We start from the raw sequence: 24,186 nt of genomic DNA, 5'->3' as shown, positions 1-24,186 counted from the left end.
ACCCGTTTTCCAGTAGACCGTAAGGCTGCTCCGCTTAAGTGAACAGCATTACAGCCGAGGCTGGGGTTTTCATTACAGCATGCGAAACGAGGGCGGTATTAGCCGTTCTGACGGATACCAGCCACCAGCCAAGGCTGGTTTTCGCCCTGCGGACGTTCCATGTTCCAGCTTTCGCTGAACACTTCACCCTGGTCGAAACGCGAGTTTTTCGACACGCCGTTGAAGGTCAGGGTGGCGATGGTCTTGTCTGCGCGATCATCCACGCCGTCCAGTTGAACGGTGAGGTTGTCGATGTAGGTGGACTGGAAGCCTTCACCCAGATCGGCGCGTTCACGCTTTAGGAACTCCAGCATTTGCGGGGTCACGAACTCGGCAATCTTGTCCATTTCGTTGGCGTCCCAGTGCTGTTGCAGGGACTGGAAGTGGCTGCGTGCGGCTTCAATGAAGCGTTCTTCGTTGAACCAGGCCGGAGCGTTGATCACCGGACGAGCGGCAGCAGGGGCAGCCGAACCACCGAAGATCGGCTTCTGTTCGTACACTTCACGCTGCATTGGCGCACCCGCAGGAGCCATGTGCTCTTGCTGCTTGCGGCGACGGGCGGCGATGAAGCGGAAGATCACGAACGCGATGACCGCCATGATCAGGATGTCGAAGATCTGCATGCCCTGGAAGCCGCCGCCCATGAACATGGAGGCCAGCAGGCCACCGGCAGCGATACCGGCCAGAGGGCCGAGCCAGCGCGAAGCACCGCCGGCTTTGGCGGCAGCGCCTGCGGCACCCGCAGCACCGGCAGTCGCGGCAGCAGAACCCATGCCAGGCGAGGACGGGGCCATTTGGCTGGTCTGGTGGGTAGGCGCGGCGCCTACGCTTTTGCCGCCACCGAAGCGCTTGGCGTTGGCGTCGAGGCTCATCGTCAGGCCGATGCACAGCGCCAGGGCGATGCTAAGAAAACGTTTCATAAAGGGAATTCCCATTTGTGGATGGCACGCGCGCCATGTTGCACAGGTGAAGTGACACTGGCTAGCGGCAGAGTGTTTCGGGCTTTTGCCTGACAGGCTGCGTTCAGCTCCGTCGGTACAAGGAGGCGTGTGTACTTTTGTCTGTAGGACAAATGGATTTGTTCAGCAGGAACGCTGCTTAACGTCGCAATGCCAGCATCACCACGCCCGCCGTGATCAGACCAATTGCGCCCCATTGGCGCAAGTCGAGCCGCTCACCCAGCAACACTACGCCCAGCACGGCCACCAGCACCACACTGAGTTTGTCGACGGGTGCTACCAGCGAGGCTGGCCCGAGTTTCAGCGCACGGAAGTAGCAAATCCACGAGGCACCGGTTGCCAGGCCAGACAGCAGCAGGAACAGGTAGCTCTTGGCGGATATCGATTCTAATGACTGATATTGGCCCGTTGCGTACAAAATCAAGGCCAGGCTGACCAATACCACGATCGTGCGTAGCAGCGTGGCGAAGTCGGAATTGACGTTTTCGATGCCGACCTTGGCGAAAATCGCGGTCAGCGCCGCGAATGCCGCCGACAACAGAGCCCAGAATGTCCAGGAAGAAAAGAAGCCTGAGCCCATGTTTATTACGCCTTCTATCAGATCAACCTGTGGGAACCTACATTGGATGCAACACGAGCCCCTGTGGGAGCGAGCTTGCTCGCGATGGCGACACCGCGGAGTTCAGGAGCACCGCGTCATCGTTCATCGCGAGCAGGCTCGCTCCCACAGAAAAGCTCTTCGGATAAGCTTTTAGATAGCTTCCAGCTTGGCATAGCCAAGCATCAGCCACTTGCTGCCTTCACTGAAGTTCACTTGCACGCGAGCCTGCGCGCCAGCGCCTTCGAAGTTGAGGATCACCCCTTCGCCGAAGACTGCGTGTTGCACCTGCTGGCCGAGGCTGAACGCGGTTTCCGGGATTTCCGTGCCGGCGAACATGCTGCTCGAACTTTGCTTCTGGCCGCCACCGAACGGACGGCTGACGCTGTTGGACAGCCGGACTTCCTGGATCAGGCCTTTAGGTACTTCGCGTACGAAGCGTGAAACCTTGTTGTAGGTCTCGCTGCCGTACAGACGCCGGGTTTCGGCGTAGGTCATCACCAGGTTTTGCATGGCCCGGGTGATACCGACGTAGGCCAGGCGGCGTTCCTCTTCAAGGCGGCCGGGCTCTTCCAGACTCATCTTGTGCGGGAACAGACCTTCTTCCATGCCCACCAGGAACACGTAAGGGAATTCCAGGCCTTTGGCGCTGTGCAAGGTCATCAACTGAATGCTGTCTTCATGCTCGTCGGCCTGAGTGTCGCCGGCCTCCAGCGAGGCATGGCCGAGGAACGCGGCCAGCGGCGTCAGGTCTTCGTCTTCTTCGGCGCTTTCAAAGTTGCGCGCCGCGCTGACCAGTTCTTCAAGGTTTTCTACCCGCGCCTGGCCTTTCTCGCCTTTTTCCGCTTGGTGATAGGCAATCAGGCCGCACTGCTCGATGACCGTCTGAGTCATCAGGTGCAGCGGCATTTCAGCGGTTGTGGTCGCCAGGTGCTCGATCAACTCGATGAACGCACCCAGAGCGCCGGCTGCGCGACCGGTGAGGCCTTTATTGGCCACCAGCTGACGCATGGCTTCCCACATCGACACATCGCTGTGACGGGCGTGGTCGCGGATCGCTTCGACGGTTTTTTCGCCGATGCCACGAGCCGGAACGTTGATCACCCGCTCCAGTGCCGCATCGTTGCCGCGACCTTCGAGCAAGCGCAGGTAGGCCATGGCGTTCTTGATTTCAGCCCGTTCGAAGAAGCGCTGGCCGCCATAGATGCGGTACGGGATACGTTCACGCAGTAAAGCTTCTTCCAAAACCCGTGATTGGGCGTTGGAGCGGTACAAAATCGCGATATCGCTGCGGGCCATGCCGGTTTTCAGCGCACTTTCGATGGTTTCCACCACGTAGCGTGCTTCGTCATGTTCGTTGAACGCGGCGTACAGGTTGATCGCTTCGCCTTCGCCGCCGTCGGTCCACAGTTCTTTGCCCAGACGTCCGGTGTTGTTGGCGATCAAGGCGTTGGCGGCCTTGAGGATCCCGGCGGTGGAGCGGTAGTTCTGTTCCAGTCGAATGACTTCCGCGTCCGGAAAGTCGGCCGAATACTGGTGAATGTTCTCGATTTTCGCGCCGCGCCAGCCGTAGATCGACTGGTCGTCGTCGCCAACCACCATCAGGCTGTCGCCGCCCTTGGCCAGCAGTCGCAACCAGGCGTACTGCACGGCGTTGGTGTCCTGGAACTCGTCCACCAGCACATGGCGGAAACGCTTCTGATAATGCGCCAGCAGGCCCGGATGGTCGCGCCACAGGTCGAGGGCGCGCAGCAGCAGTTCGGAGAAGTCGATGACGCCAGCGCGCAGGCACGCGGCCTCGTAGGCTTCATAAATGCTGCGCATGGTGGCCAGGAACAGATCGCCACTGGCTTGAATATGTTGCGGACGCAGACCTTCGTCTTTTTGCCCGTTGATGAACCACTGGGCCTGACGGGCCGGCCAGCGCTGTTCGTCGAGGCCCAGCTCGCGGATTACCCGCTTGACCAGACGCTGCTGGTCATCGCTGTCGAGGATCTGGAAAGTCTGGCTCAGGCCGGCTTCCTGCCAATGCGCCCGCAGCAAGCGGTGCGCCAGGCCGTGGAAGGTGCCGACCCACATGCCGGCCGGGTTGATACCCATCAGTTGCTCGATGCGATGGCGCATTTCGGCAGCGGCCTTGTTGGTGAAGGTCACCGACAGGACCGAGTGTGGCGAGGCATTCTCGACCTGGATCAACCAGGCGATACGGTGCACCAGCACACGGGTTTTACCGGAACCAGCACCGGCCAGGACCAACTGACGACCCACGGAGGCAGCTACGGCCTGACGTTGGGCATCGTTGAGGGAGTTCAGCAGAAGGGAGAGATCATCGCGCATCGGGGCATTCTAGGGTGCCGCGCCACACCGGGCAAACCGAGCTTTGCATTAACCGATGAAAGATACGCGGGGACGACCGGTCAGTCATTCGTTGCAAGCCTTGATGGGCAGCGCTTCTGTGGTTTTGAGCGGTGGCAACGGGCCATTTGTTTTGTCGATTTTATGATCTGGAGCAGTTTGGTCCGGGCCATTGCTTGTGTATGCTCCGTCGACGTTTCGGGCTCATCACGCCCACCATTATAAGAACAAGAATACTGCCTATGACCCTCAGCTCAAGCCTGTCGGGCCCCCTTGTGGAACCTCGGGTTATCCGCAAACAGTACGCCATGGAAATGGCGGTCGAGCGTACGCGCCTGCTGTATCAGGGCTCGTTGCTGCCCACGCTGTTCATGTTGATCAATGGTCTGGTGTGCGCCGGGTTGCTCTGGAGCCCGCAGCGCTACTTCCTGGTGAGCATCTGGCTGATCTGGTTACTGTCGCTGGTGGCGTTGCGGGTGATTCAGGTCGCGGCCTTCGACTCGGCGATGCCCAGTCGTCAGGCGCAGCCGGTCTGGCGCCGAATGTTTCTACTGGGCTCGGCCATCAGCGGCTTGACCCTGGCGGCCGCCGGCATTGCCCTGGTACCGACTGACAGCTTCCTGCAACAAGCCTGGGTGTTCGGCCTGATCGGCGCGGCGACTCTCTCGGCGAGCGTCGCCTACGCGGTGAGTTTGCCGGCTTTCCTGTCCTTTACCTTGCCGTGCTTATTACCGGCGATCGGCTATCTATTCTGGGGCGGCGATGAACAGCAGCAGGGTTGGGGCTGGCTCGGGCTGATTCTGCTGGGTTCTCTGAGTGTGGTCGCCTGGCAGGTCAACCGGTTGATCCAGCACGGTTTGATGCGGCGTTTCCAGAATCAGGCGCTGATCGAGCATTTGCAGCAGGCGCAAAGTCGCAGCGAGCTGCTCAATCAGAAGCTGGCGCGGGAAATCGAACAGCGCCGCCATGCCGAAGAAGAACTGCGTGAAGCCCAGGTCGGGCTCGAAAGCCGGGTCGCCCAGCGTAGCCGCGAACTGGATGTCGCCAATCAGGCCTTGAGCAAGAGCGAAGCGCGGCTGGCGCTGGCATTGAAGGCCAGTGAATTGGGGCTGTGGGACTGGAACCTGCAAACCGATGAAGTGCATCACACCCAACTCAAGGAGTTGTTTGGCATTGAGCCGGAATTCGTCACGGCGATGCTCAGCCACTTGAAGCCGCGACTGCACCCGCAGGACTTGCCGCCGCTACGGCGGGCGCTGGTCGAGCATTTGAAGGGCCGCACCGAGGATTATCAGATCGAATACCGTGTGCGCCACGGCGATGGTCATTGGGTCTGGATCGAAGACCGTGGGCGCGCAGTGGAGCGTGGCGCCAACGGACGGGTGATCCGCATGGTCGGCACCCGGCGTGATATCAGCGCCAGCAAAGGCCTGGAAGAACAGCGACAACTGGCGGCGACGGTGTTTGAAGCCGCCAGCGAAGGCATTGTGATTTTTGACCCGGATTACGCGTTGATCGCGGTCAATCAGGCGTTCAGCCGGGTCACCGGGTATCAGATTGAAGACTTGCTGGGGCGCAATGTGGTCGAGTTGCCGTGCAGTCGTGACGCGCGACGGCACTATCCGGCGATCCATCAGGCGTTGGAGCAACATGGCAGTTGGCAGGGCGAGTTGGTGGAGGCGCGCAAAAACGGCGAGCTCTATCCGCAATGGCTGCAACTGAACGTAGTGCGCGATGCTCGGGGAAATGTCAGCCATATCGTAGGCTTCTTCGCCGATCTATCAGCCCGGCGCGAATCCGAAGAGCGTATGCGCTACCTGACCCATTACGACGAACTGACCGGGCTGGCCAACCGCTCGTTGTTTCGCGAGCGCCTGCATGAGGCCCATCAACGGGTACGGCAGGGCGGCCGGAGTCTGGCGCTGCTACACATCAATCTGGACCGTTTCAAATTGCTCAACGACAGCCTTGGCCATGAAGTCGCCGATCAGATGTTGCAGAAAATGGCGCGGCGTCTGGTCAACGCGTTACCGGAGGCGGACACCATTGCACGTTTGTCCGGCGACGAGTTCGCGGTGCTGTTCGACGCTTATGGCAACCTGTCGAGCCTGGCGCGAGTCGCCACCCGATTATCGACCAAGCTGCGCTTGCCGCTGACCGTTGACGGCCATGAACTGGTGGTCAGTGCGTCGATGGGCATCAGCATGTTGCCGGACAACGCGCGAGAAATTTCCGCGTTGGTCAGCCAATCGAACATGGCCATGCAGCATGCCAAGCACCTGGGCGGGAACAATTTCCAGTTCTACACCGACAGCCTGCAGGCCAGCACCCTTGAGCGCTTGCAACTGGAAAACCAGCTGCGCAAGGCCATCGAAGAAAAGCAGTTGAAGGTGTTTTACCAGCCCAAACTCTGCCTCGCCACCGGCCGCCTGAACGCCGCCGAAGCGCTGGTGCGCTGGGATCATCCGACCATGGGGCGGGTGCCGCCGGGGGACTTCATCGGTCTGGCGGAAGAGACGGGGCTGATCGGGCCGATTGGTGAGTTCGTGCTACGTCAGGCCTGCTGGCAAGCGTGCGAGTGGCAGCGTCAGGGCCTGGAGCCGATTCGGGTTTCGGTCAATCTGTCGGTCCACCAGCTGCGTCAGGGCAAACTGGTCAGCCTGGTGCGTCAGGTGCTTGAGGAAACTGGCCTGGCGCCGCACTACCTGGAACTGGAGCTGACCGAAAGTCAGTTGCTGGACAGCGTCGAGCACATCATCACGACCTTCCAGCAGTTACGTGATCTGGGGGTGAAACTGGCAATCGACGATTTTGGCACCGGTTATTCGTCGCTAAGCTACCTCAAGCGTATCCCTGTGGACTACGTGAAGATCGATCAGGCGTTTATCCGCGGGCTGGGCGAGGGCGGTGAAGACGCGGCGATTACCCGGGCAATTATCGCCATGGCGCACGGTCTGTCGCTCAAGGTCGTGGCAGAGGGGGTCGAACGTGCGGAGCAGCTTGAGTTCCTCAAGGCCGAGTTATGCGATGAGGTGCAGGGCTACCTGATCAGCCGGCCAGTGGAAGCGTTTGCCGTGGCTGAACTACTGCGTGCCGATAACCCACTTGCGTAGCCGCTACCGAAGGCTGCGCCCGAGCGCGAAGCGGTCGCAATGACGTCGAACGCGAGCTCAGGTTTTACGGCTGCTGCGCAACCGAACGCAGGCTGCGCCAGCTGCTACATGGGGCGTGCTCGGCCAAAACAGGGGTATCGAGTTACGCATTGAGCAGGCAAAAAGCGAATTCTTGTAGTATAACTACAAGCTTGCTACATCCCCGGCGTCTGCCAATAACAATGAGTCCTGCCCTTTGAACCTGTTGCAACACATCGCCCAGTCGCGCCACCTGTTACGCAAATCGGAGCTCAAGGTTGCCGATCACGTGCTGCTTGACCCAGCGGCTGTGATGCACAGTTCCATGGCCGATCTTGCCCACAGCGTGGGTATCAGCGAGCCGACCATCGTGCGCTTCTGTCGCGCCATCGGTTGTTCGGGTTTTCAGGACTTGAAGCTGAAACTGGCACAAAGCCTGGCAGCAGGGGCGAGCTTCGGGCAATTCGCGATTCACGAAGACGATTCGGTCGCCGACTATAGTCTGAAAATTTTCGACACCACCCTGCACACCCTGATGGAGGTTCGCGAGAAGCTTGATCCGGTGGAGTTGCAGAAGGCTGTGACGCTCATGTCGCAGGCTCAGCGCGTCGAGTTCTATGGCTTTGGTGCCTCCGGTGCCGTTGCAGCGGATGCCCAGCACAAATTCTTCCGTTTGCTGCTGACCGCTGCGGCTTATTCCGACCCGCACATGCAGGCGATGTCGGCGGTCACGCTCAAGCCTACGGACGTGGCGATCTGCATTTCGCAGTCCGGCCGCTCCAAGGATCTGTTGATCACCGCCAATCTGGTGCGTGAAAGCGGTGCCTCGCTGATCACCCTGTGCCCGAGCCAGACGCCGTTGGCCGAGCTGTCGACCGTCAACCTGGCGATCGACGTGCATGAAGACACCGAAATCTATACGCCGCTGACTTCGCGTATCGCTCACCTGGTAGTGATCGACGTATTGGCCATGGGCGTGGCCATGGCGCGTGGGCCGAGCCTGGTCAACCACCTCAAAAGCGTCAAACGCAGCCTTCGCAGCCTGCGCCTGTCGCCCAAATCGGTCAAAGCGCTGGACGATTGATCCTGCTGGAAGGTCGTTCCGACCTTATCGCGAGCAAGCTCGCTCCCACATTGATCGGCTGTGTTGCACAAATCCTGCGCACACCACAGAACCTGTGGGAGCGAGCTTGCTCGCGAAGGCGTCCTCGAAAGCGCCGAAAGTTCACATCCCTGTAATCCCCGCGCCGCCAAACCGTCATCCTCCGCGCCTATCTTGAAACTCCCGTACTCGCCTTGGGAGACTCGAAATGGCCCAGCACTACGAAGAACGCAACAGCGCAGTCAAAACCCGCCGTCAGCAAGAAGACCAGCGCCGCATGGCGTTTCGCCGCGCAATTGAAGATCGTTGCGAGCACCGCCAGCTTCTGGCCGAGATCGGTGAATATCCGGATCTGGAACTCAACTATTGGCAGGCAACACCGGCAGCTTCGCGTCGAAACGCTCAACCAGCGCGCTGATCTGCACCCGTTCACTGCGGATAAACCCCAGGAACGCATGCGCTACCGGTGACAGGCGTTTGGCTTTGGCCTGCACCAGGCACCAGCTGCGGTACAACGGCAGCTCTTCGACCGGCAGCTCCTTGAGTCCGCCGGTCGCCAACTCCAGGTTCAGGGCGTGGCGCGTCAACAAGGCCAGGCCCAGACCCGCCACCACGCATTCACGCTGGGCTTCGGCCGACGAGACTTCCTGGGTCTGGTTAAAATGCACGCGCTTCTCTTTGAAATATTCTTCGCACGCCAGTCGTGTCCCGGAACCCGGTTCGCGCAATAGCAGCGTGTAAGGCTCAAGATCCTGCAAGCGCAGTGGTCCCATGTGGCACAGCGGATGATCCGGTGGCGCCACGGCGACGATCGGGTTGTTGAGGAACGGCAAGAACTCCAGGCCCATGTCCTGCGGCACCATGGACATGATCACCAGATCGTCGCGGTTATCGGACAGACGCCGGATCACCTGTCCGCGGTTGACCACCGTCAGTTGCAGGTTCACTTCCGGGTGCTGACGCTTGAAGGCGGCAAACAAGTGCGGTACGAAGTACTTGGCGCTGGATTCCACTGCCAGTTTCAGCTGACCTTGCAACGAGCCCTGCATGTCCGAGAGCTGCATATCGAGATTTTCCAGGCGTCCGAAAATGTCCCGACTGGCGCGCTGTAACGCTTCAGCCGCTTCGGTCATGTAGAGCTTTTTGCCGACATAATCGAACAAAGGCTGACCAATCAGCTCTTCAAGCTGACGAATCTGTAGGCTGACGGCCGGTTGTGTGAGCGACATTTCGTCAGCTGCACGGCTGTAGGAACGCAAATCGCAGACTTCATTGAAAATCTGAAGTTGGCGTAATGTCATACGCATCAAAGACTTACGCATTATCTAGGGACTCTGGTCGCAGGCTGGTCGTTCAACTATAAGTCTTTGCTTATGCCTGACCCAATTATTATTGATTTTTGTTAATCCCTTGAGCGGGCTAGTGTGACTGTGCGACTGGCTTGAAACATTTAGTCACGCGCCGACCCAGTCCAAGGTCGTGGGTAGCAACCGGCTCAAGGGAACCTCCAAGTGATAAAAAAGATCCTGATTGCCAACCGTGGTGAGATTGCCGTACGAATCGTACGTGCCTGCGCCGAGATGGGCATTCGTTCGGTCGCGATCTATTCCGACGCCGATCGCCATGCGTTGCATGTCAAACGTGCCGATGAAGCCCACAGCATTGGTGCCGAGCCACTGGCCGGTTACCTGAACCCGCGCAAGCTGGTGAACCTGGCGGTGGAAACCGGTTGCGACGCGTTGCACCCAGGTTATGGCTTTCTTTCGGAAAACGCCGAGCTGGCCGATATCTGCGCCGAACGCGGTATCAAATTCATTGGCCCGTCGGCGGAAGTCATTCGCCGTATGGGCGACAAGACCGAAGCCCGCCGCAGCATGATCAAGGCTGGCGTGCCAGTCACGCCCGGCACTGAAGGCAACGTCGCCGACATCGCCGAAGCCCTGACCGAAGGCGATCGCATCGGGTACCCGGTGATGCTCAAGGCCACTTCCGGTGGTGGCGGTCGTGGCATCCGTCGCTGCAACAGCCGCGAAGAATTGGAACAAGCCTTCCCACGAGTGATTTCCGAAGCGACCAAGGCCTTTGGTTCGGCGGAAGTCTTCCTGGAAAAATGCATCGTCAATCCCAAGCATATCGAAGCGCAGATCCTTGGCGACAGCTTCGGCAACGTGGTGCACCTGTTCGAGCGTGATTGCTCGATCCAGCGTCGCAACCAGAAGCTGATCGAGATCGCTCCGAGCCCGCAGCTGACACCAGAGCAACGCGCCTACATCGGCGACCTGTCGGTACGTGCGGCCAAGGCGGTGGGTTACGAGAATGCCGGTACCGTGGAGTTCCTGCTCGCCGAGGGCGAGGTGTACTTCATGGAGATGAACACCCGGGTGCAGGTGGAACACACCATCACCGAAGAAATCACCGGCATCGACATCGTTCGTGAGCAGATCCGCATTGCGTCCGGCTTGCCGCTGTCGGTGAAGCAGGAAGACATCCAGCACCGCGGTTTTGCGCTGCAGTTCCGGATCAATGCCGAAGACCCGAAAAACAACTTCCTGCCGAGCTTTGGCAAGATCACCCGTTACTACGCACCCGGCGGTCCCGGCGTACGTACCGACACGGCGATCTATACCGGTTACACCATCCCACCGTTTTACGATTCGATGTGCCTGAAACTGGTGGTCTGGGCGTTGACCTGGGAAGAGGCGATGGACCGTGGCTTGCGCGCCCTCGACGACATGCGTCTGCAAGGGGTCAAGACCACCGCTGCTTATTACCAGGAAATCCTGCGTAACCCGGAATTCCGTAGCGGTCAGTTCAACACCAGCTTCGTTGAAAGCCATCCCGAGCTGACCAACTACTCGATCAAGCGCAAACCCGAAGAGCTGGCCTTGGCCATCGCCGCCGCCATCGCCGCCCACGCAGGCCTGTGAGGAATACAACAATGTCCAAGAAGATCTTTGTAACTGACACAATCCTGCGCGACGCCCACCAATCGCTGCTCGCGACCCGCATGCGCACCGACGACATGCTGCCGATCTGCGACAAGCTCGACAAAGTCGGCTACTGGTCGCTGGAAGTCTGGGGCGGCGCGACGTTCGACGCCTGCGTACGTTTCCTCAAGGAAGATCCGTGGGAGCGCCTGCGCAAACTGCGCGCGGCGTTGCCTAACACCCGTCTGCAAATGCTCCTGCGCGGCCAGAACCTGTTGGGCTATCGCCACTACAGCGACGACGTGGTCAAAGCTTTCGTCGCCAAGGCTGCGGTGAATGGCATCGACGTGTTCCGCATCTTCGACGCAATGAACGACGTGCGTAACCTGCGGGTGGCCATTGAAGCGGTGAAAGCTGCCGGCAAACATGCTCAGGGCACCATCGCCTACACCACCAGCCCGGTGCACACCATCGAGGCTTTCGTGGCGCAAGCCAAGCAGATGGAAGCCATGGGTTGCGACTCCGTGGCGATCAAGGACATGGCCGGCCTGCTGACCCCGTACGCCACTGGCGAATTGGTCAAGGCTCTCAAAACCGAGCAGTCGCTGCCGGTGTTTGTCCACTCTCACGATACCGCTGGCCTGGCCGCGATGTGCCAACTCAAGGCCATCGAAAATGGTGCCGACCATATCGACACTGCGATCTCCAGCTTCGCTTGGGGCACCAGTCACCCAGGCACCGAGTCGATGGTTGCCGCCCTTAAAGGCAGCGAGTTCGACACCGGCCTGAGCCTGGAACTGCTGCAGGAAATCGGTTTGTACTTCTACGCCGTGCGTAAGAAGTACCACCAGTTCGAAAGCGAATTCACCGCCGTCGACACTCGCGTACAAGTCAACCAGGTGCCGGGCGGGATGATTTCCAACCTTGCCAACCAGTTGAAAGAGCAGGGCGCGCTGAACCGCATGAGCGAAGTGCTGGCCGAGATCCCGCGGGTTCGCGAAGACCTCGGTTTCCCGCCGCTGGTGACCCCGACTTCGCAGATTGTCGGTACTCAGGCGTTCTTCAATGTGTTGGCCGGTGAGCGCTACAAAACCATCACCAACGAAGTGAAGCTCTACCTGCAAGGCGGCTACGGCAAGGCGCCAGGTGTTGTTAACGAGAAACTGCGCCGTCAGGCGATCGGCAGCGAAGAAGTCATCGATGTCCGTCCGGCGGATTTGATCAAACCGGAAATGACCAAGCTGCGCGGCGAAATCGGGGCCTTGGCCAAGTCTGAAGAAGACGTGCTGACCTATGCGATGTTCCCGGACATCGGCCGCAAGTTCCTTGAAGAACGCGAAGCCGGCACCCTGACTCCGGAAGTGCTGTTGCCGATTCCAGAAGCCGGTGGCGTGACCTCGGCGGGTGGCGAAGGTGTACCGACCGAGTTCGTCATCGACGTTCACGGTGAAACTTACCGCGTCGACATCACCGGTGTGGGCGTCAAGGCCGAAGGCAAGCGTCACTTCTACCTGTCCATCGACGGCATGCCGGAAGAAGTGGTGTTCGAGCCGCTCAACGAATTCGTCAGCGGCGGCAGCAGCAAGCGCAAGCAAGCCAGCGCACCGGGCCATGTCAGCACCACCATGCCGGGCAACATCGTCGATGTGCTGGTCAAGGAAGGCGACACCGTGAAAGCCGGCCAGGCCGTGCTGATCACCGAAGCGATGAAGATGGAAACCGAAGTGCAAGCGGCCATCGCAGGCAAAGTCACCGCCATCCACGTGGCCAAGGGCGACCGGGTCAACCCGGGCGAGATCCTGATCGAGATCGAAGGCTGATTTAACAGCCTCGACTGCAACGCTTTTACCTCGGGGGGGCATGTGCCCCCCTTTTTTTTGTCCGCGGTTGTCAGTGTTTTAGAAACTCATCCGCCACTGACCCATCACGCCGTTTTCGTGGCTGTTGTTGCTCATCTCACCGTTGTAGGCAACGCTCAAAGAGTGCTGTTTCGAGACCCTCAGATCCAACCCCGCTTCCAGTGTCAGGCTGTTGCGATCCAGTGGAATACTTTCGACGTAGAACGTCTCGCTACCTGCTAGAAAAGTCTGACGTACATGGCTGCTGACATCGCCGTAGGTGTGCTTCCAGCCGGCGCTCATGCGCGGGGTCAGGCTCATGCCGTTCTCCAGGTCGCTGCGGTGTGCCAGGCGCAGGCCAAGGATGCTGTTGAAGTTGCGTTGGGTTTGTCCATCGACTTTCAGCGCAGCATCGCCACCTTTTTCCCGGTAGCTGTCGCGTTGATAATGTTCATACCCGAGGCTTGCGAAAGGTTCGACCTGCAGGGCGCCACTGCTCAGGTTGTAACCGACTTCGGCGAAAATCTGCTGGCTGCTGGCGTCGTAGCTGCCTTTGAGTCTGTCGCTGTAACGACTGAAGGCAATATTGCGTTTGGTCGTACCGTCATGACTGCCGTAGGTAGCGCCGAAGCGCAGGGCCAGCGGACCACTTTGGCGCAAGGCATAGGCGCCGAGGTGCCAGCTGTCGAGATCGCCGTCCAGTAACGCCCCGTCCAGGCGTGTTTGTGATTTGCCACCGAGTATGCCTACGCGCCATTCATTGTCGAGTGACCAGTCGGCCCCCACCACAACCCCGTGAGTGCGTTGCCGCAATGCGCTGTCGTCCAGTTTGTCATCGAGGGTTGCGGAGTTGCCCAGCGCCTGAACCCAGACCCTGCCGTTGGTATCGTGACCGGTTGCCGAACGATCCTGCAGGCTCGCATCGTTACTCAGCTCGCGCAGGGCCGAAAGCATGCTCGCGCTGACCGGCCGGACACTACTCAAAGTGGCATTGGCGAGGTTGGCATTGCTGCCGCCGGCCAGTTGCTCCAGCGCTATCGCGGCCGTTGCGATGTTGCTGGTGAGCAGGGCATTGTTCGCAACGGTCTTCGGTGTTTGCGTTGTGCCGTTTTTATCTGAGTCGAGGCTGTTGGCCACTTGGCGGGCATTGTCGCTGGTGGCGGCGCTTTCCAGCGACATATCGTTGCGGGCGTAAGTCAGGGCGATGGAGGTGTCGGTGTATGCCAGGGTGGGCGTCATGTACGCCAGGTTGTTGGTGACGGTGGCGAACGTTCCCTCGACGTTGCCAGCCTGGAGCACCCTATGCTCGCTGGTCGGCGGGTGATCGGCATTGGCCGCATTGATAGCTAGCGTAGCGCCACTGATGGTTGCCGTACCCTCGACAACAACGGTAGCGCTTCGGCCTTCGGCGTCAATGTCATAGAACAGAACGGCGCCCTCGTTCAGGTACAGATCCTGACGAACCTTGGCGGCGCCAAGAGCTGCATTGGCCGACAAGCCGCCATACACAAACAGCTTGTTGACTGAGCCGCCACCGCCGTAGAGGCCACCGGATTCGACCTCTACATCGCCAGCGATACTGCCCTGATTGTACAGGGCAGCGTCCTTGAGAACTCCGGCGCCATGACTGAAGTCGCCGGAGCCGGTCAGTCTCCAGACACCCTGTTCGACCAGCAGTCCTCTGAAGTTGCGGGTTTCGCCCAGTGTGCCGCCCTCGACGGCATTCAGTTTCAAACCGTTCAAGCCACCGCCGCCATCGATTACGCCTTCCTGCCGAACACCGCTGGTCAGGACGATCAGGTCATCGCCGTCACCGTACTTCGCGGCAACGCCATCGGTGGCCTCAAGGGCGGTTGCGATTCGGCTGTGAAAAGTGGTGGGTGCTATGGCGAATGCGCGGAACAACTCCTGGACCGAGGGTTCGGCAAGGTCGTATTGCTTCACATTGTGGGCATTGGTCGTCACTTCCGCCGGGAGTTCAGGTGTCAGTGCAGCGATCAATCCTTCACTGGCCGTGGGTTCTTTTACGTCATACATCGTTTCGACGAGCAGAGGATCATTAGCGGGAACGGGTTGCGTGTTATCGGCTGTGATCGACTCCACCGATGTGATGGTGAGAACGTCAGGTATAGGCTGCCCAGCGGAGTTCTGGGCGTCGGGTTTGGGTTTCGCAGGTTTTTTGGCCTTAACCGGGCGGGGCTTCGTCTCGGTAACTGCAGACTCTGTTTGCTGAGCATGGGACATTTCGATGCCGCCGAAGGCGAGGGTGATAGCCAGGGCGAGATAATGTGGACGGTGAGTGTGCAGAATGGGCATTGGATGCGACCTCTTCCTTGGGGAGGTCGAACTCTAAAAGGCCGGGCACATGCTCCGATGCCGGGCATTTCCGGGGCTATCGAAAGACACTGGAGCTTCGGTTGTAGCAAAGGACCAGCTCACGATGCTGAATGATCATTGACCTCCTTGCACTGACGTTTTTCCTTACGCTGTTCTCGGATGTATCGATTTGCGAAGGCTTGGAAACCATATCTGCAATAAGTTGCATCGCCGGAGGGTGAGCTGGATTTGTTCGGAGTCGATGAGCATGGGAGTGTGGGTACTTGAGCGCGGGGCTCTACTCGAAAGCATTCAGGAAGGATTGGCTGACGGGACCTTGGAGATTGGTGAGGCGGACCTTCCGGTAAGTTAAGGAGCTTCAGCTTCAACATATTCCCCGTAGCAGCTGCCGAGCCTGCGTTCGAGTGCGTAGCGCTCGCAAAATGGCAAACTTCATCCTTTCAGGAACACTGCGTATCGCCTGTTTGCGACCGCTTCGCGGCCGAACGCAGGCTTCGCCAGCTGCTACGGTTCGCGTAACGGCTTAACTTGCCGGCATTGGGGCTGCCCGCGAGGGCGACCTCATGGAGCATATGCCGCGCATTTGTTGATTCAGGACGGTTGCGACGCGTTGGATGCGTTGGGGTGGAAGCTTAAGCGCGAGCCTGCCTCTGCTGTATCGTAAAAATCAAAAGATCGCAGCCTGCGGCAGCTCCTACAGAGGAATACGTACGCCCCGTAGGAGCTGCCGCAGGCTGCGATCTTTTGCTGTTGGGTCTTTTAGTTCCGGCACTCAACCAACGTTCTCACCTGCCCCGAGTCCGTCTGATTCTCATCAGACAACCACTCTTCAAACCCCGCACCAATCGCCGGCCACTCCGAATCCAGAATCGAATACCACGCGGTGTCGCGGTTCTGGCCCTTGACCACCATGTGCTGGCGGAACACACCCTCGAAGCTGAAGCCCAGGCGTTCGGCGGCGTATTTGGAGCGGGCATTGCCGTTGTTGCACTTCCATTCCAGGCGACGGTAGCCCATGGCGAACGATTCTTTGGCCAGCAGGTAAACGGCTTCGGTACTTTTCGGTGAGCGCTGCATCGGTGCGCCGAAGGTGACGTGGCCGATTTCGATGCGGCCCTGGGCCGGGACGATCGACATCAGGCTGAGGATGCCTTGCACTTCACCGGTGGCGCGGTCGATCACGCTGAAGAAATACGGGTCGCTGTTGGCGGCGTGGTTGTTCAGCCAATCGTTGAACGCGCTGCGCTCCGGGAACGGGCCGTAAGGCAAGTAATCCCACAGTTTCGGGTCGGCGCCCGGGCCTTGCAGGGCTTTGAACAAGCCATCGGCGTGGCGCGCCGGGTCGAGTTTTTCCAGGCGAATGAAGCGCCCTTCGATCAGTTGAACCGTTGGCGCAGGGACGCCTTTCCAGTCGGCGAGTGAAGTGCTCATGCTGTTCTCCTTGAACCTTAAAGGCCTTTGCGAAACTGAATGAAACCCGGGCGTTCGGCGATGCGCTCGTAGAGCTGGATCGCGGTGGCGTTGGATTCGTGGGTCAGCCAATGAACCTTGCAGCAACCGTCTGCCTTGGCGGTGGCATAGACGAATTCGATCAGCTTGCGGCCGACACCGGTGCCGCGGGTTTCCGGCGTCACCAGCAGGTCTTGCAGGTAGCAGGAGTTTTCGATGCTCCAGTTCGAGCGGTGATAGATGAAATGCACCATGCCCACCGCTTTGCCATCGGCCCAGGCGAGAGCGGCGTGGGTCGGTTCGCTCGGGTCGAGGAAACGCTGCCAGGTGCTGTGGCTGACGACCTCTGGCAGCTCGGTGTTGTAGAAACACAGGTAGGCTTGCCACAACGGCAGCCAGGCGGCGTGGTCATCGGCGGTGACACGGCGAATCTCGATCTGACTCATGATCATTCCTTGGGCATCAAGTGGGCGAGGGTCTGGTCGCGCGGGTCGGGACTGGCAGTCAGCCCTTCACGCACGCCGGCAATGTCTGCAGTACTGCGGTTCTGGCTGAGCTTGCGCTTGCCTTCCAGGCGCTGGATCGGCAGGGCGAAGCCGACGATGGCCTTGAGCATTCCATCGATGTAGTCGGGCGGCGCATCGTCGACTTTCCACGGCTTGGCGCGGCCGTGTTCATGGCGATCGGTCAGGGCGCTGACCAGATTGCGCAAGCGATGGGCATCGCTGAACACTTCGGCGCTGCCGTAGGCGTGCACGGCCACGTAGTTCCAGGTCGGTACGACTTTGCCGTGGTCGGTTTTGCTGGGGTAGAACGACGGGCTGACGTAAGCATCGGCCCCGGCAAAAATCACCAGCGCCTCGGCACCGGCCTCCAGTTCCTGCCACTGCGGATTGGCTCGGGCCAGGTGGCCGTAAAGAGTGCCATTGGGGCCTTGTTCCGGGCTTAGCAACAGCGGCAAATGGCTGGCCTGCAAGCCGCGCTCGCCGTGGGTGACCAATATGGCCAGGCGTGTGTCGAGGATCTGCTGATGCAGTGCGGGAAGGTCGTCGATGGCAAATGCGCTGGGGGTATACATGGATATTTTCCTTGGCGAATGCCTGTATCCTAGGCAGGCTATTGGTCTGTTGTAAGATCCATTAACAGCCAGTTTCGTAGGTCCATTAGCAGGGTTCCATTGCCATGAACAACCCGCCACTGTCCCTGTCGTTCAACCCGGCGGGTATCGAACTCGATCGCCGGCAGGGCTTGAGTCGTCAGCTCTATCAGGCGTTGCGCCTGCGCGTACTCGACGGTCGCCTGGCGAGTGGCACGCGTTTGCCGGCCAGTCGCGATCTGGCCGCGGCGTTGTCGATTTCGCGCAATAGCGTGGTCCGAGCCTACGACCAACTCTACGCCGAAGGTTTCATCGAAGGGCGGGTCGGTGACGGCACGTACGTGGCGCAATTGCCGCAAGCCGCGTTGCCCACGAAAAAACTATCCACAAAAGTATCCACAGGGTTGTCAACAGGCTTACCCACAGGGTTATCCACAAGTTGGCTGGATTTACCTGTGGTTACATCCAGTAAAATTATCCACAACGGTGCTCTTGAGCGGGTCGAGAAGCACCATTTGCCCAGGCCGCCAAGTGGTCCACCGAGGGCTTTTCGGGTCGGCGTACCGGCCTTCGATCTGTTTCCATTCGAGGTCTGGGCCAAGCTGAATGCGGCTTTCTGGCGCAAACCGGATTTACAGCAACTGTGCTACGGCGCGCCCGAAGGTGACGAGCGCTTGCGTGGATTAATTGCCGCCTACTTGCGCAGCTCGCGCGGCATGCAGTGCAGCGCTGAGCAAATTGTGATCACCAGTGGCGCACAGCAGGGGATTAGCCTTTGTGCACAGCTGCTGGTGGAGCCCGGCGATGGGGTGGCGGTGGAAAACCCCGGCTATCGCGCAGCCGGGCACGCCTTTGCCGTGGCCGGGGCGCGTTTGCATGGGGTCTCGGTGGACAGCGATGGTATCAACTGCGCTGAACTAGCTGATCTGAGCGACTGCCGATTGGCTTATGTCACGCCGTCTCATCAGTATCCGACCGGAGTGATCATGAGCCTGGCCCGGCGTCTGGAATTGCTCGCCTGGGCCGAGCGCACTGACGGCTGGATCATCGAAGACGACTACGACGGCGAGTATCGCTACAGCGGTGCACCATTGGCGCCCTTGGCGGCGCTGGATCGACAGGGTCGGGTGCTCTACGTCGGCACCTTCGGCAAAGTCGCGTTTCCGGCATTGCGTCTGGGTTATCTGGTGTTGCCGATGGGCCTGGTGGAGGCATTCGCTCAGCGCCGTGCGGTGGATGTGCGCCATTCAGAGGTGAGCACTCAGGCGGTGATGGCTGAGTTCATGGCGGCCGGGCACTTTCAGCGGCATATCCGCCGTATGCGGCGCGCGGCTTTGAGTCGCCGCAACACCTTGCTGGCCGGTTGGCCTGTGGATATCCCCGGCGTTGGCAGCCTGCCAAATGTCGCGGCAGGACTGCATTTGACGGTGGCGGTCGATACTCAGGCCCGTGAACGCGAATTGATCGAAGCGGCGGCGAGTGTTGATGTCGAGATCAATGGCCTGAGCAGTTACTGGTTACCGGAGTCGAGCACTCCGGCGGATCAGCGAGCGGGGCTGGTGCTGGGTTTTGCGGCGGTGCCGGAAGCGGCCATCGAATCAGCGCTCGCGCGTTTGCGCAGTGCCTGGCGCCGGTAAAAAGGCTGCTCGGCAGAGCAGCCTTTTTACGGGTCACCGGGGCTCGAGTGTCAGGAACAGTGATTGGGTGGACGCACTGGTGATTCGACGCAGTACGTAGTCAATCGGTTGAAGTGTGGCCAGCTGTTGCCGAAGTTCGGGTTCCAGTGTCGCCAGGTATTTTTCAGATACTTTCAGGTGGGCTGCGGTGGATTGAGTGGCGTTACTCTCAAGTGTGTCGTAGTGGAAATGCGCAACCCATAGTTCCTGGTCATTGTCGGTGGTGTCGAGAATCCGGTACTCCTGAAAGTAGTCCTTGCGCCCTTTGGTTCTGATCCTGCCTTGCTCGTGGCGGACGATTTTGATCTGTCGGTTCTCGTGCAACCATTGAAAGTACTCCTGCCTGGGTTTGCGCTTCTTGAGCATTTTTGTGCGGGTACTGATGCCCTCCTTGCGGAGTCTGATGGCAGCTCCACGCATTTCCTCGCGCTGGCCTGATATAGGAGGAGGTTGCTTGCCGGCACTTCTGATGTCGCTCATGGCCCGGTCGAGGTTTGTTGCAGACTCTTCCAGTTTGCGCGCCTGTTGATCGAACAGATCCTGCACATCGGCAGGGATTCGGTTCGCACGTTCGGCATCCCGGTTGGTGCGTCTGATGAAATCGCTTACGTCCAGGTTGAGGTTCAGGGCGGCAGCGATGGTATCGAGATCATCGAGGGCGGGTCTGGCTGGCTGAGCGCTTTTGGGGGCGAGCTTCTGGAACGCCTCCTCTTCTTTCACCTGCTTGGGTGTTTGGGGTGCTTCGCTTTCCGCGACGCGTGGACGGGTCTTGGTGACCTTGACCTTGGGCCGCGACGGCCCTGCAACAACAGGTTGGGGAGGTTTCGGGAGGAAAGACTCTTCGGCCTCGGGAAGCGGATCATCGAGCTGGCTCAGCGTCAGTGCCTGAAATTCCGTGAGCAATGTTTGAAGGTGGTCGAGAGGCGATTGGCGGACCATCCCGGGATACAGGGTTGGCAGGTCCTGGATGCGCTGATGGATATCGGCATAGATGTCGGCCAGTCTGGACAGTTTGTTGATGTGCTCCTCGGACGGCTTGCTCACGCTTGGCTGTTTCATCATCTCAGCAATTTCACGGCTGGCGTCAGCTGCATCGACCACAATGCTGGCGGTTGCTGCTCGAGCCTGGGACATGGCCTTGTCAGATGTCTCTTGAATGCACGGTTCGTAGGCCATACCGATTTCGTTGGCCTTGAACTCCAGTCGAGTGAGTTTTGGCAGGTACATTGTGAGGATCTGGATTCTGGTGATCCCTGTGCGGCCTAGTACCTTGAGGCCCGCCAGAGAGGCTTTTGCCAGCTCAAGCCGTTCGATGATGGCGTTACTCAGTGCGGTTGCCTGCTGAATGACGGCCAGGTTTCCGGGCACCGGTTCAGCACTGTTGATGGCCTGTTTATTCAGTGCTTTCGCGAGCGGAGCGTATTGGTTGTTCTTCACCGTTAACCAGAGTGACAGGAACTTTTGCTGCTCGGTGGTGAGGCGCAACAGCTTGTAGGTGTAATTGGTTTCACCGCCCAGCGAGCGCCATTCGCGTAACTGTTTGAGGGCCTCTCCATAGCTTTTGATCCGCTCATCGAGTTTGTCGGTGTAAGACCTGGTGGCAGTTTCGAGGTTCTCGGCGGTAGCCTTGGACATAGCGTTCTGGAGGAGATCGAGTGCTTCCTGATGGTTTTTTTCCTGGCCCTTGAATGTCTCTAACTGAGTATTCAGTTCCAGCATGCGGTTCTCCTTTACTTGCTTCAAGGCTTTCAAACGGCTTTTGGGACCACCACCGCGCAGCCGCAGCCGCGTATCGACATACCACTTGCCGTGCTGGTCATGAACCAGCAACGGGCCAGGACGCTTGGGGTCATTTGGATTGAGGATCTGCACTTGCTCGTCGTCATCGATGCTGACCTTGAACCAGCGCTCGCCGACCTGGGCGTAGTGTGTGTCGTTGAGTTGATACAGATGAGGCGGTTTCCCATTCAACGTCTTCAGCTCGGTGTTGGTCAATTCCGGCGCCGCGACTTTGAGCGTGTCCAGATAGGTGCCCAGTGTCGTGCCTGAGCGACGAGGCACCGATACACCGATCTCCAGAGATGAGGCATGGCTGGCGGGCAGTTCACCGGAGAGTACGAGGGGGTCCATGGAAATCGTCGCAGGTACAGGCCCGGGTAATGGATGTGGTGCTGGAGGTGACGGCAGTTCCCATGCCGGTTTCTTGCGCGAATGCCCAGTCCACTCGCTATGACGCCGCTCGTAAGCGCGGTGAGTCAGCACAATGGCCAGTGTCACCAGCACATCACCCAATGAACTCCACTCGACCAGCGTGTCGCCTTGTTCATGAGCATCGAGGGCTTGCTGGATCTCGCTGATGCTTTGCCACACCCAGACGGCGGTCCCCACAGGCCCGCTCAAGAAGGTCGAGGCAACGTTGAAGATCGCCCAGGCACTGTCCTTCAAGAGTGCCCAGCGTCTTTCGCCATTGGACAGTGATTGCCGATCCGCCTGTTCGACCATCGTGCTGGCGTTGCTGTTAAACAGCGCAGACAGTATGTCGCCGGTGATTTCTTCGGTTCCCAGGTCGATAGGCCCGGCCAGGTCCAGCGTGAGTAACGTATCGATACCGGACTGAGTCACCAGCCAGGGTGAAGGCAGCCCCACGGGAAAGACGTATTGCGCATATTCGAAGCTCAGCGCTGGGGTCGGGAGCCAGGCCAGTACGGAGTCGCGCAGCTCACCCGGTTGGTGCAGGGCGTAAACCAGGTTTGCCTGCGAGGCAAACTGCAATATAGGTTGCTCAAGCAGTGGCCGGTAAAGCAGGCAGGGAGCGTCTGTTTTTTGCCGCGGGCCGACGATGAACATGTTTGTAACGGTGTCACCGCCAGGTAGCAGGCGATGCCGAGGCCTGAACGTGAGGGGGCGAATCACGATATCGAGATTGCCTGGTCGCGGTTTTCCGAGGGCGACGTCCATTAACTCGCAGATGTAGCGATAGCCCGTTTCATCGACCCCGCCTTCCTGTTGAAGCATGCACTCCAGTGCATTGAGCCGCAGCAAGTCGGGCAGTTGATTGATGTAACGCTGTTTCTGGAGCGCGGCTTGTGCCGGATCATCGATCAGTTTGTTCCTGAGCAACTGCGGGTAGATCCTGCCGATATTGACCTGGGTGGCCATGGCAATCAGATAATCATCAGTCAACCATTGGGGGACGGTTTCGTTGTTTTTGAAGCGCAGTTCTGCCCGGTAGGGCGCGGTATTTTGCAGGGCGAAATCACCCAGGCTTTCGATATGCCGGTCATGCGGGTTGGGCAAGGTGAGCCCGCCGACGGTGAAGCTGTTGGTGACGGTGATTTGCAGGTCATCCAGCGGCAGCAGCGCGGCCCCTTCGCTGGCTTTGTCCGTAACGATGGCTTCACGCATTTTGGTCTGCGCGTATGCACCGATCAGCGGGATATCGTTCAGGCCTGAGGCGTTTCGCAGTTTTCCCAGGCGAGAGAGGCTGAGACTGTAGTCTTGCAGGTGGCTGGCCGAGGCGTTTGATAACCAATCGGGTATGGCCGCCTCAAGCTGATCGATGCGGCTCTTGTCGGCGGAGCTGAAATGTCCTCCCGGGGTGACGGCCGTGCGCAAGCCAGGGGTTTTTCCGGTCCCGGCGGTCGAGACCGAAGGGATGAATGCGTTGATGGCGTCCATTTGAGAGGCGATCAGCGCCCAGACCATGTGATCGAAAATGTTGCCTGCTGGCTCGACCAGTTGCCACTTGAGCGTGCGACCTGCCAGGTCCATGTCGATCCGGGCGGGCAGCGACGCGCCCAGTTTCTCCAGAGTGTCGAAGGCTTCGTAGCCGCCTTCTACCGTGTACAGCATGATCTGTTCGCGCTGTTTATAAGTAGCCTTCAGGACAATTGCACCTCCCAGCATGAGATGGGCGGTGTCGGTGGTTTCGTTGTAGTCCACGTCGATCAGGCAGGCTTTGATGCCGGGGATTTCAGTGTTTTTCAACGCCCGTTCGGTTTTGTCCGGATAGTTGTACACCGCACGGGCCACGGCGCATTGATCGGCGCTCCAGCCCTTTGCCTGTTGAACATTAAACGTGTTTCTCAGCATCTCGCAGAGCCCATGCCAGCGGGGTTGATCGTTGACCGCCTCATTCCAGAAAGCCAGTGCGCGCTGTTGAAATTCGACGGATAGCAGGGAGACGTGATTGTTCAGCAGTTGGGCAATGTCTTCGACACTGACAGCGAGATGAACGGGAGAGCTGGTAAGGGGATTGCGCGTCAGGAAGTGCTCACCTTCGATGAAATTCGCGACACCTGCGCTCCAGCTCAGACGCACCAGCGCATGGGTCAATGTCTCCACGTATGGCGAGTCGGCACTCAAGGTTCCATCCACCATGCGCCATCCTGGAGTGACGATCAGTGTTTGGTCGGGGTCGATGTCGAGCTTCGGATAAAGCTGTTTCAGTGCTTCGCGCAGCACTTGCGAGCTGACATCGTCGAGGGTGGGACCCTGACTGGTCAGGCTGACCAGATAACTTCTGTCCAGCAGCGGTGTTGCGTTGTTTGGGGGGGTGGTTGTGGATACTTGTGTCATGGTCATTTTCCTTTTTGACCGGAGTAGAGGGCGGCCGCCAACACCCGATAATGGGCGTTACAGCCGGTGAGGCGGCAGTCGATGACCGCGGGTAAAAAGAC

15 protein-coding genes are annotated in these 24,186 nt (G+C 59.2%); 6 read left to right on the top strand and 9 right to left on the bottom strand.

Going from position 1 to position 24,186, the window contains the following annotated elements:
• Positions 1–98: 98 nt before the first annotated feature.
• From BK659_RS23440 to uvrD, 3 genes are all read right to left on the bottom strand, one after another.
• Entirely contained in the window at positions 99–959 is an 861-nt protein-coding gene (locus BK659_RS23440) for a Tim44 domain-containing protein (protein WP_123427508.1), read from the bottom strand.
• Between the two features lie 178 nt (positions 960–1,137).
• Positions 1,138–1,578: an EamA family transporter gene (locus tag BK659_RS23435; protein ID WP_123427507.1), complete on the bottom strand. Its 441-nt coding sequence runs from the start codon at positions 1,576–1,578 to the stop codon at positions 1,138–1,140.
• 171 nt (positions 1,579–1,749) lie between these two features.
• Positions 1,750–3,933, bottom strand: coding sequence for a DNA helicase II (gene uvrD, locus BK659_RS23430; RefSeq protein WP_123427505.1), 2,184 nt, complete (start codon positions 3,931–3,933; stop codon positions 1,750–1,752).
• A gap of 260 nt (positions 3,934–4,193) precedes the next feature.
• On the opposite strand from uvrD, the gene BK659_RS23425 reads away from it, so the two are divergent.
• The 3 genes from BK659_RS23425 (at position 4,194) to BK659_RS23415 (ending at position 8,602) form a co-directional block, all read left to right on the top strand.
• Complete coding sequence (locus tag BK659_RS23425) at positions 4,194–7,064, top strand: putative bifunctional diguanylate cyclase/phosphodiesterase (RefSeq protein WP_123427503.1); 2,871 nt, start codon at positions 4,194–4,196, stop codon at positions 7,062–7,064.
• Positions 7,065–7,299: 235 nt separating this feature from the next.
• Positions 7,300–8,166 (top strand): transcriptional regulator HexR, encoded by an 867-nt coding sequence (hexR, locus tag BK659_RS23420; RefSeq protein ID WP_123427501.1) that lies wholly within the window; start codon positions 7,300–7,302, stop codon positions 8,164–8,166.
• 226 nt (positions 8,167–8,392) lie between these two features.
• Positions 8,393–8,602: a PA3496 family putative envelope integrity protein gene (locus BK659_RS23415; protein WP_081013719.1), complete on the top strand. Its 210-nt coding sequence runs from the start codon at positions 8,393–8,395 to the stop codon at positions 8,600–8,602.
• Here the strand turns inward: BK659_RS23415 and BK659_RS23410 are convergent.
• Positions 8,544–9,506 (bottom strand): LysR family transcriptional regulator, encoded by a 963-nt coding sequence (locus BK659_RS23410; protein WP_123427499.1) that lies wholly within the window; start codon positions 9,504–9,506, stop codon positions 8,544–8,546. The two genes, BK659_RS23415 and BK659_RS23410, sit on opposite strands and share 59 nt — an antisense overlap.
• A gap of 189 nt (positions 9,507–9,695) precedes the next feature.
• Here BK659_RS23410 and BK659_RS23405 point away from each other — a divergent pair, with 189 nt between their 5' ends.
• Both BK659_RS23405 and oadA read left to right on the top strand, forming a co-directional pair.
• A complete protein-coding gene (locus tag BK659_RS23405; protein ID WP_020294870.1) occupies positions 9,696–11,111 on the top strand; it encodes an acetyl-CoA carboxylase biotin carboxylase subunit in 1,416 nt (471 codons plus the stop codon).
• An 11-nt stretch (positions 11,112–11,122) separates the two neighbouring features.
• Positions 11,123–12,931, top strand: a complete 1,809-nt coding sequence (gene oadA / locus BK659_RS23400; protein WP_123427497.1) for a sodium-extruding oxaloacetate decarboxylase subunit alpha — start codon at positions 11,123–11,125, stop codon at positions 12,929–12,931.
• A 78-nt stretch (positions 12,932–13,009) separates the two neighbouring features.
• Here oadA and BK659_RS23395 read toward each other — a convergent pair whose 3' ends face one another.
• The 4 genes from BK659_RS23395 to BK659_RS23380 form a co-directional block, all read right to left on the bottom strand.
• On the bottom strand, positions 13,010–14,986 hold the full coding sequence (locus BK659_RS23395; RefSeq protein WP_123427515.1) for an autotransporter outer membrane beta-barrel domain-containing protein: 1,977 nt from the start codon (positions 14,984–14,986) through the stop codon (positions 13,010–13,012).
• A 1,059-nt stretch (positions 14,987–16,045) separates the two neighbouring features.
• The gene (locus BK659_RS23390) at positions 16,046–16,717 is read right to left on the bottom strand and encodes a GNAT family N-acetyltransferase (RefSeq protein ID WP_123427495.1); all 672 of its coding nucleotides are present in this window, start codon (positions 16,715–16,717) and stop codon (positions 16,046–16,048) included.
• Positions 16,718–16,734: 17 nt separating this feature from the next.
• A complete protein-coding gene (locus tag BK659_RS23385) occupies positions 16,735–17,181 on the bottom strand; it encodes a GNAT family N-acetyltransferase (protein WP_123427493.1) in 447 nt (148 codons plus the stop codon).
• A 2-nt stretch (positions 17,182–17,183) separates the two neighbouring features.
• Positions 17,184–17,813: an FMN-binding negative transcriptional regulator gene (locus BK659_RS23380; RefSeq protein ID WP_123427492.1), complete on the bottom strand. Its 630-nt coding sequence runs from the start codon at positions 17,811–17,813 to the stop codon at positions 17,184–17,186.
• A 104-nt stretch (positions 17,814–17,917) separates the two neighbouring features.
• Here BK659_RS23380 and pdxR point away from each other — a divergent pair, with 104 nt between their 5' ends.
• Positions 17,918–19,468: a MocR-like pyridoxine biosynthesis transcription factor PdxR gene (pdxR, locus tag BK659_RS23375; protein ID WP_123427490.1), complete on the top strand. Its 1,551-nt coding sequence runs from the start codon at positions 17,918–17,920 to the stop codon at positions 19,466–19,468.
• A 33-nt stretch (positions 19,469–19,501) separates the two neighbouring features.
• On the opposite strand, the gene BK659_RS23370 is transcribed toward pdxR, so the two are convergent.
• Positions 19,502–24,085, bottom strand: a complete 4,584-nt coding sequence (locus tag BK659_RS23370; RefSeq protein ID WP_123427488.1) for an energy transducer TonB — start codon at positions 24,083–24,085, stop codon at positions 19,502–19,504.
• Positions 24,086–24,186 lie beyond the last annotated feature (101 nt).

Origin of the sequence: Pseudomonas brassicacearum, from assembly GCF_003732225.1 — a bacterium.
GTDB classification, from domain to species: Bacteria; Pseudomonadota; Gammaproteobacteria; order Pseudomonadales; family Pseudomonadaceae; genus Aquipseudomonas; species Aquipseudomonas brassicacearum_E.
This window is presented reverse-complemented; position numbering and strand designations above follow the sequence as displayed.

What these genes read in the sequence shown, in the direction of transcription:
- BK659_RS23385 (WP_123427493.1), bottom strand. Translation starts at nt 17,181, where the DNA reads ATGAGTCAGATCGAGATTCGCCGTGTCACCGCCGATGACCACGCCGCC.
- oadA (WP_123427497.1), top strand. Translation starts at nt 11,123, where the DNA reads ATGTCCAAGAAGATCTTTGTAACTGACACAATCCTGCGCGACGCCCAC.
- BK659_RS23410 (WP_123427499.1), bottom strand. Translation starts at nt 9,506, where the DNA reads ATGCGTAAGTCTTTGATGCGTATGACATTACGCCAACTTCAGATTTTC.
- BK659_RS23380 (WP_123427492.1), bottom strand. Translation starts at nt 17,813, where the DNA reads ATGTATACCCCCAGCGCATTTGCCATCGACGACCTTCCCGCACTGCAT.
- BK659_RS23425 (WP_123427503.1), top strand. Translation starts at nt 4,194, where the DNA reads ATGACCCTCAGCTCAAGCCTGTCGGGCCCCCTTGTGGAACCTCGGGTT.
- BK659_RS23370 (WP_123427488.1), bottom strand. Translation starts at nt 24,085, where the DNA reads ATGACACAAGTATCCACAACCACCCCCCCAAACAACGCAACACCGCTG.
- pdxR (WP_123427490.1), top strand. Translation starts at nt 17,918, where the DNA reads ATGAACAACCCGCCACTGTCCCTGTCGTTCAACCCGGCGGGTATCGAA.
- BK659_RS23395 (WP_123427515.1), bottom strand. Translation starts at nt 14,986, where the DNA reads ATGTATGACGTAAAAGAACCCACGGCCAGTGAAGGATTGATCGCTGCA.
- uvrD (WP_123427505.1), bottom strand. Translation starts at nt 3,933, where the DNA reads ATGCGCGATGATCTCTCCCTTCTGCTGAACTCCCTCAACGATGCCCAA.
- BK659_RS23435 (WP_123427507.1), bottom strand. Translation starts at nt 1,578, where the DNA reads ATGGGCTCAGGCTTCTTTTCTTCCTGGACATTCTGGGCTCTGTTGTCG.
- BK659_RS23440 (WP_123427508.1), bottom strand. Translation starts at nt 959, where the DNA reads ATGAAACGTTTTCTTAGCATCGCCCTGGCGCTGTGCATCGGCCTGACG.
- BK659_RS23415 (WP_081013719.1), top strand. Translation starts at nt 8,393, where the DNA reads ATGGCCCAGCACTACGAAGAACGCAACAGCGCAGTCAAAACCCGCCGT.
- BK659_RS23390 (WP_123427495.1), bottom strand. Translation starts at nt 16,717, where the DNA reads ATGAGCACTTCACTCGCCGACTGGAAAGGCGTCCCTGCGCCAACGGTT.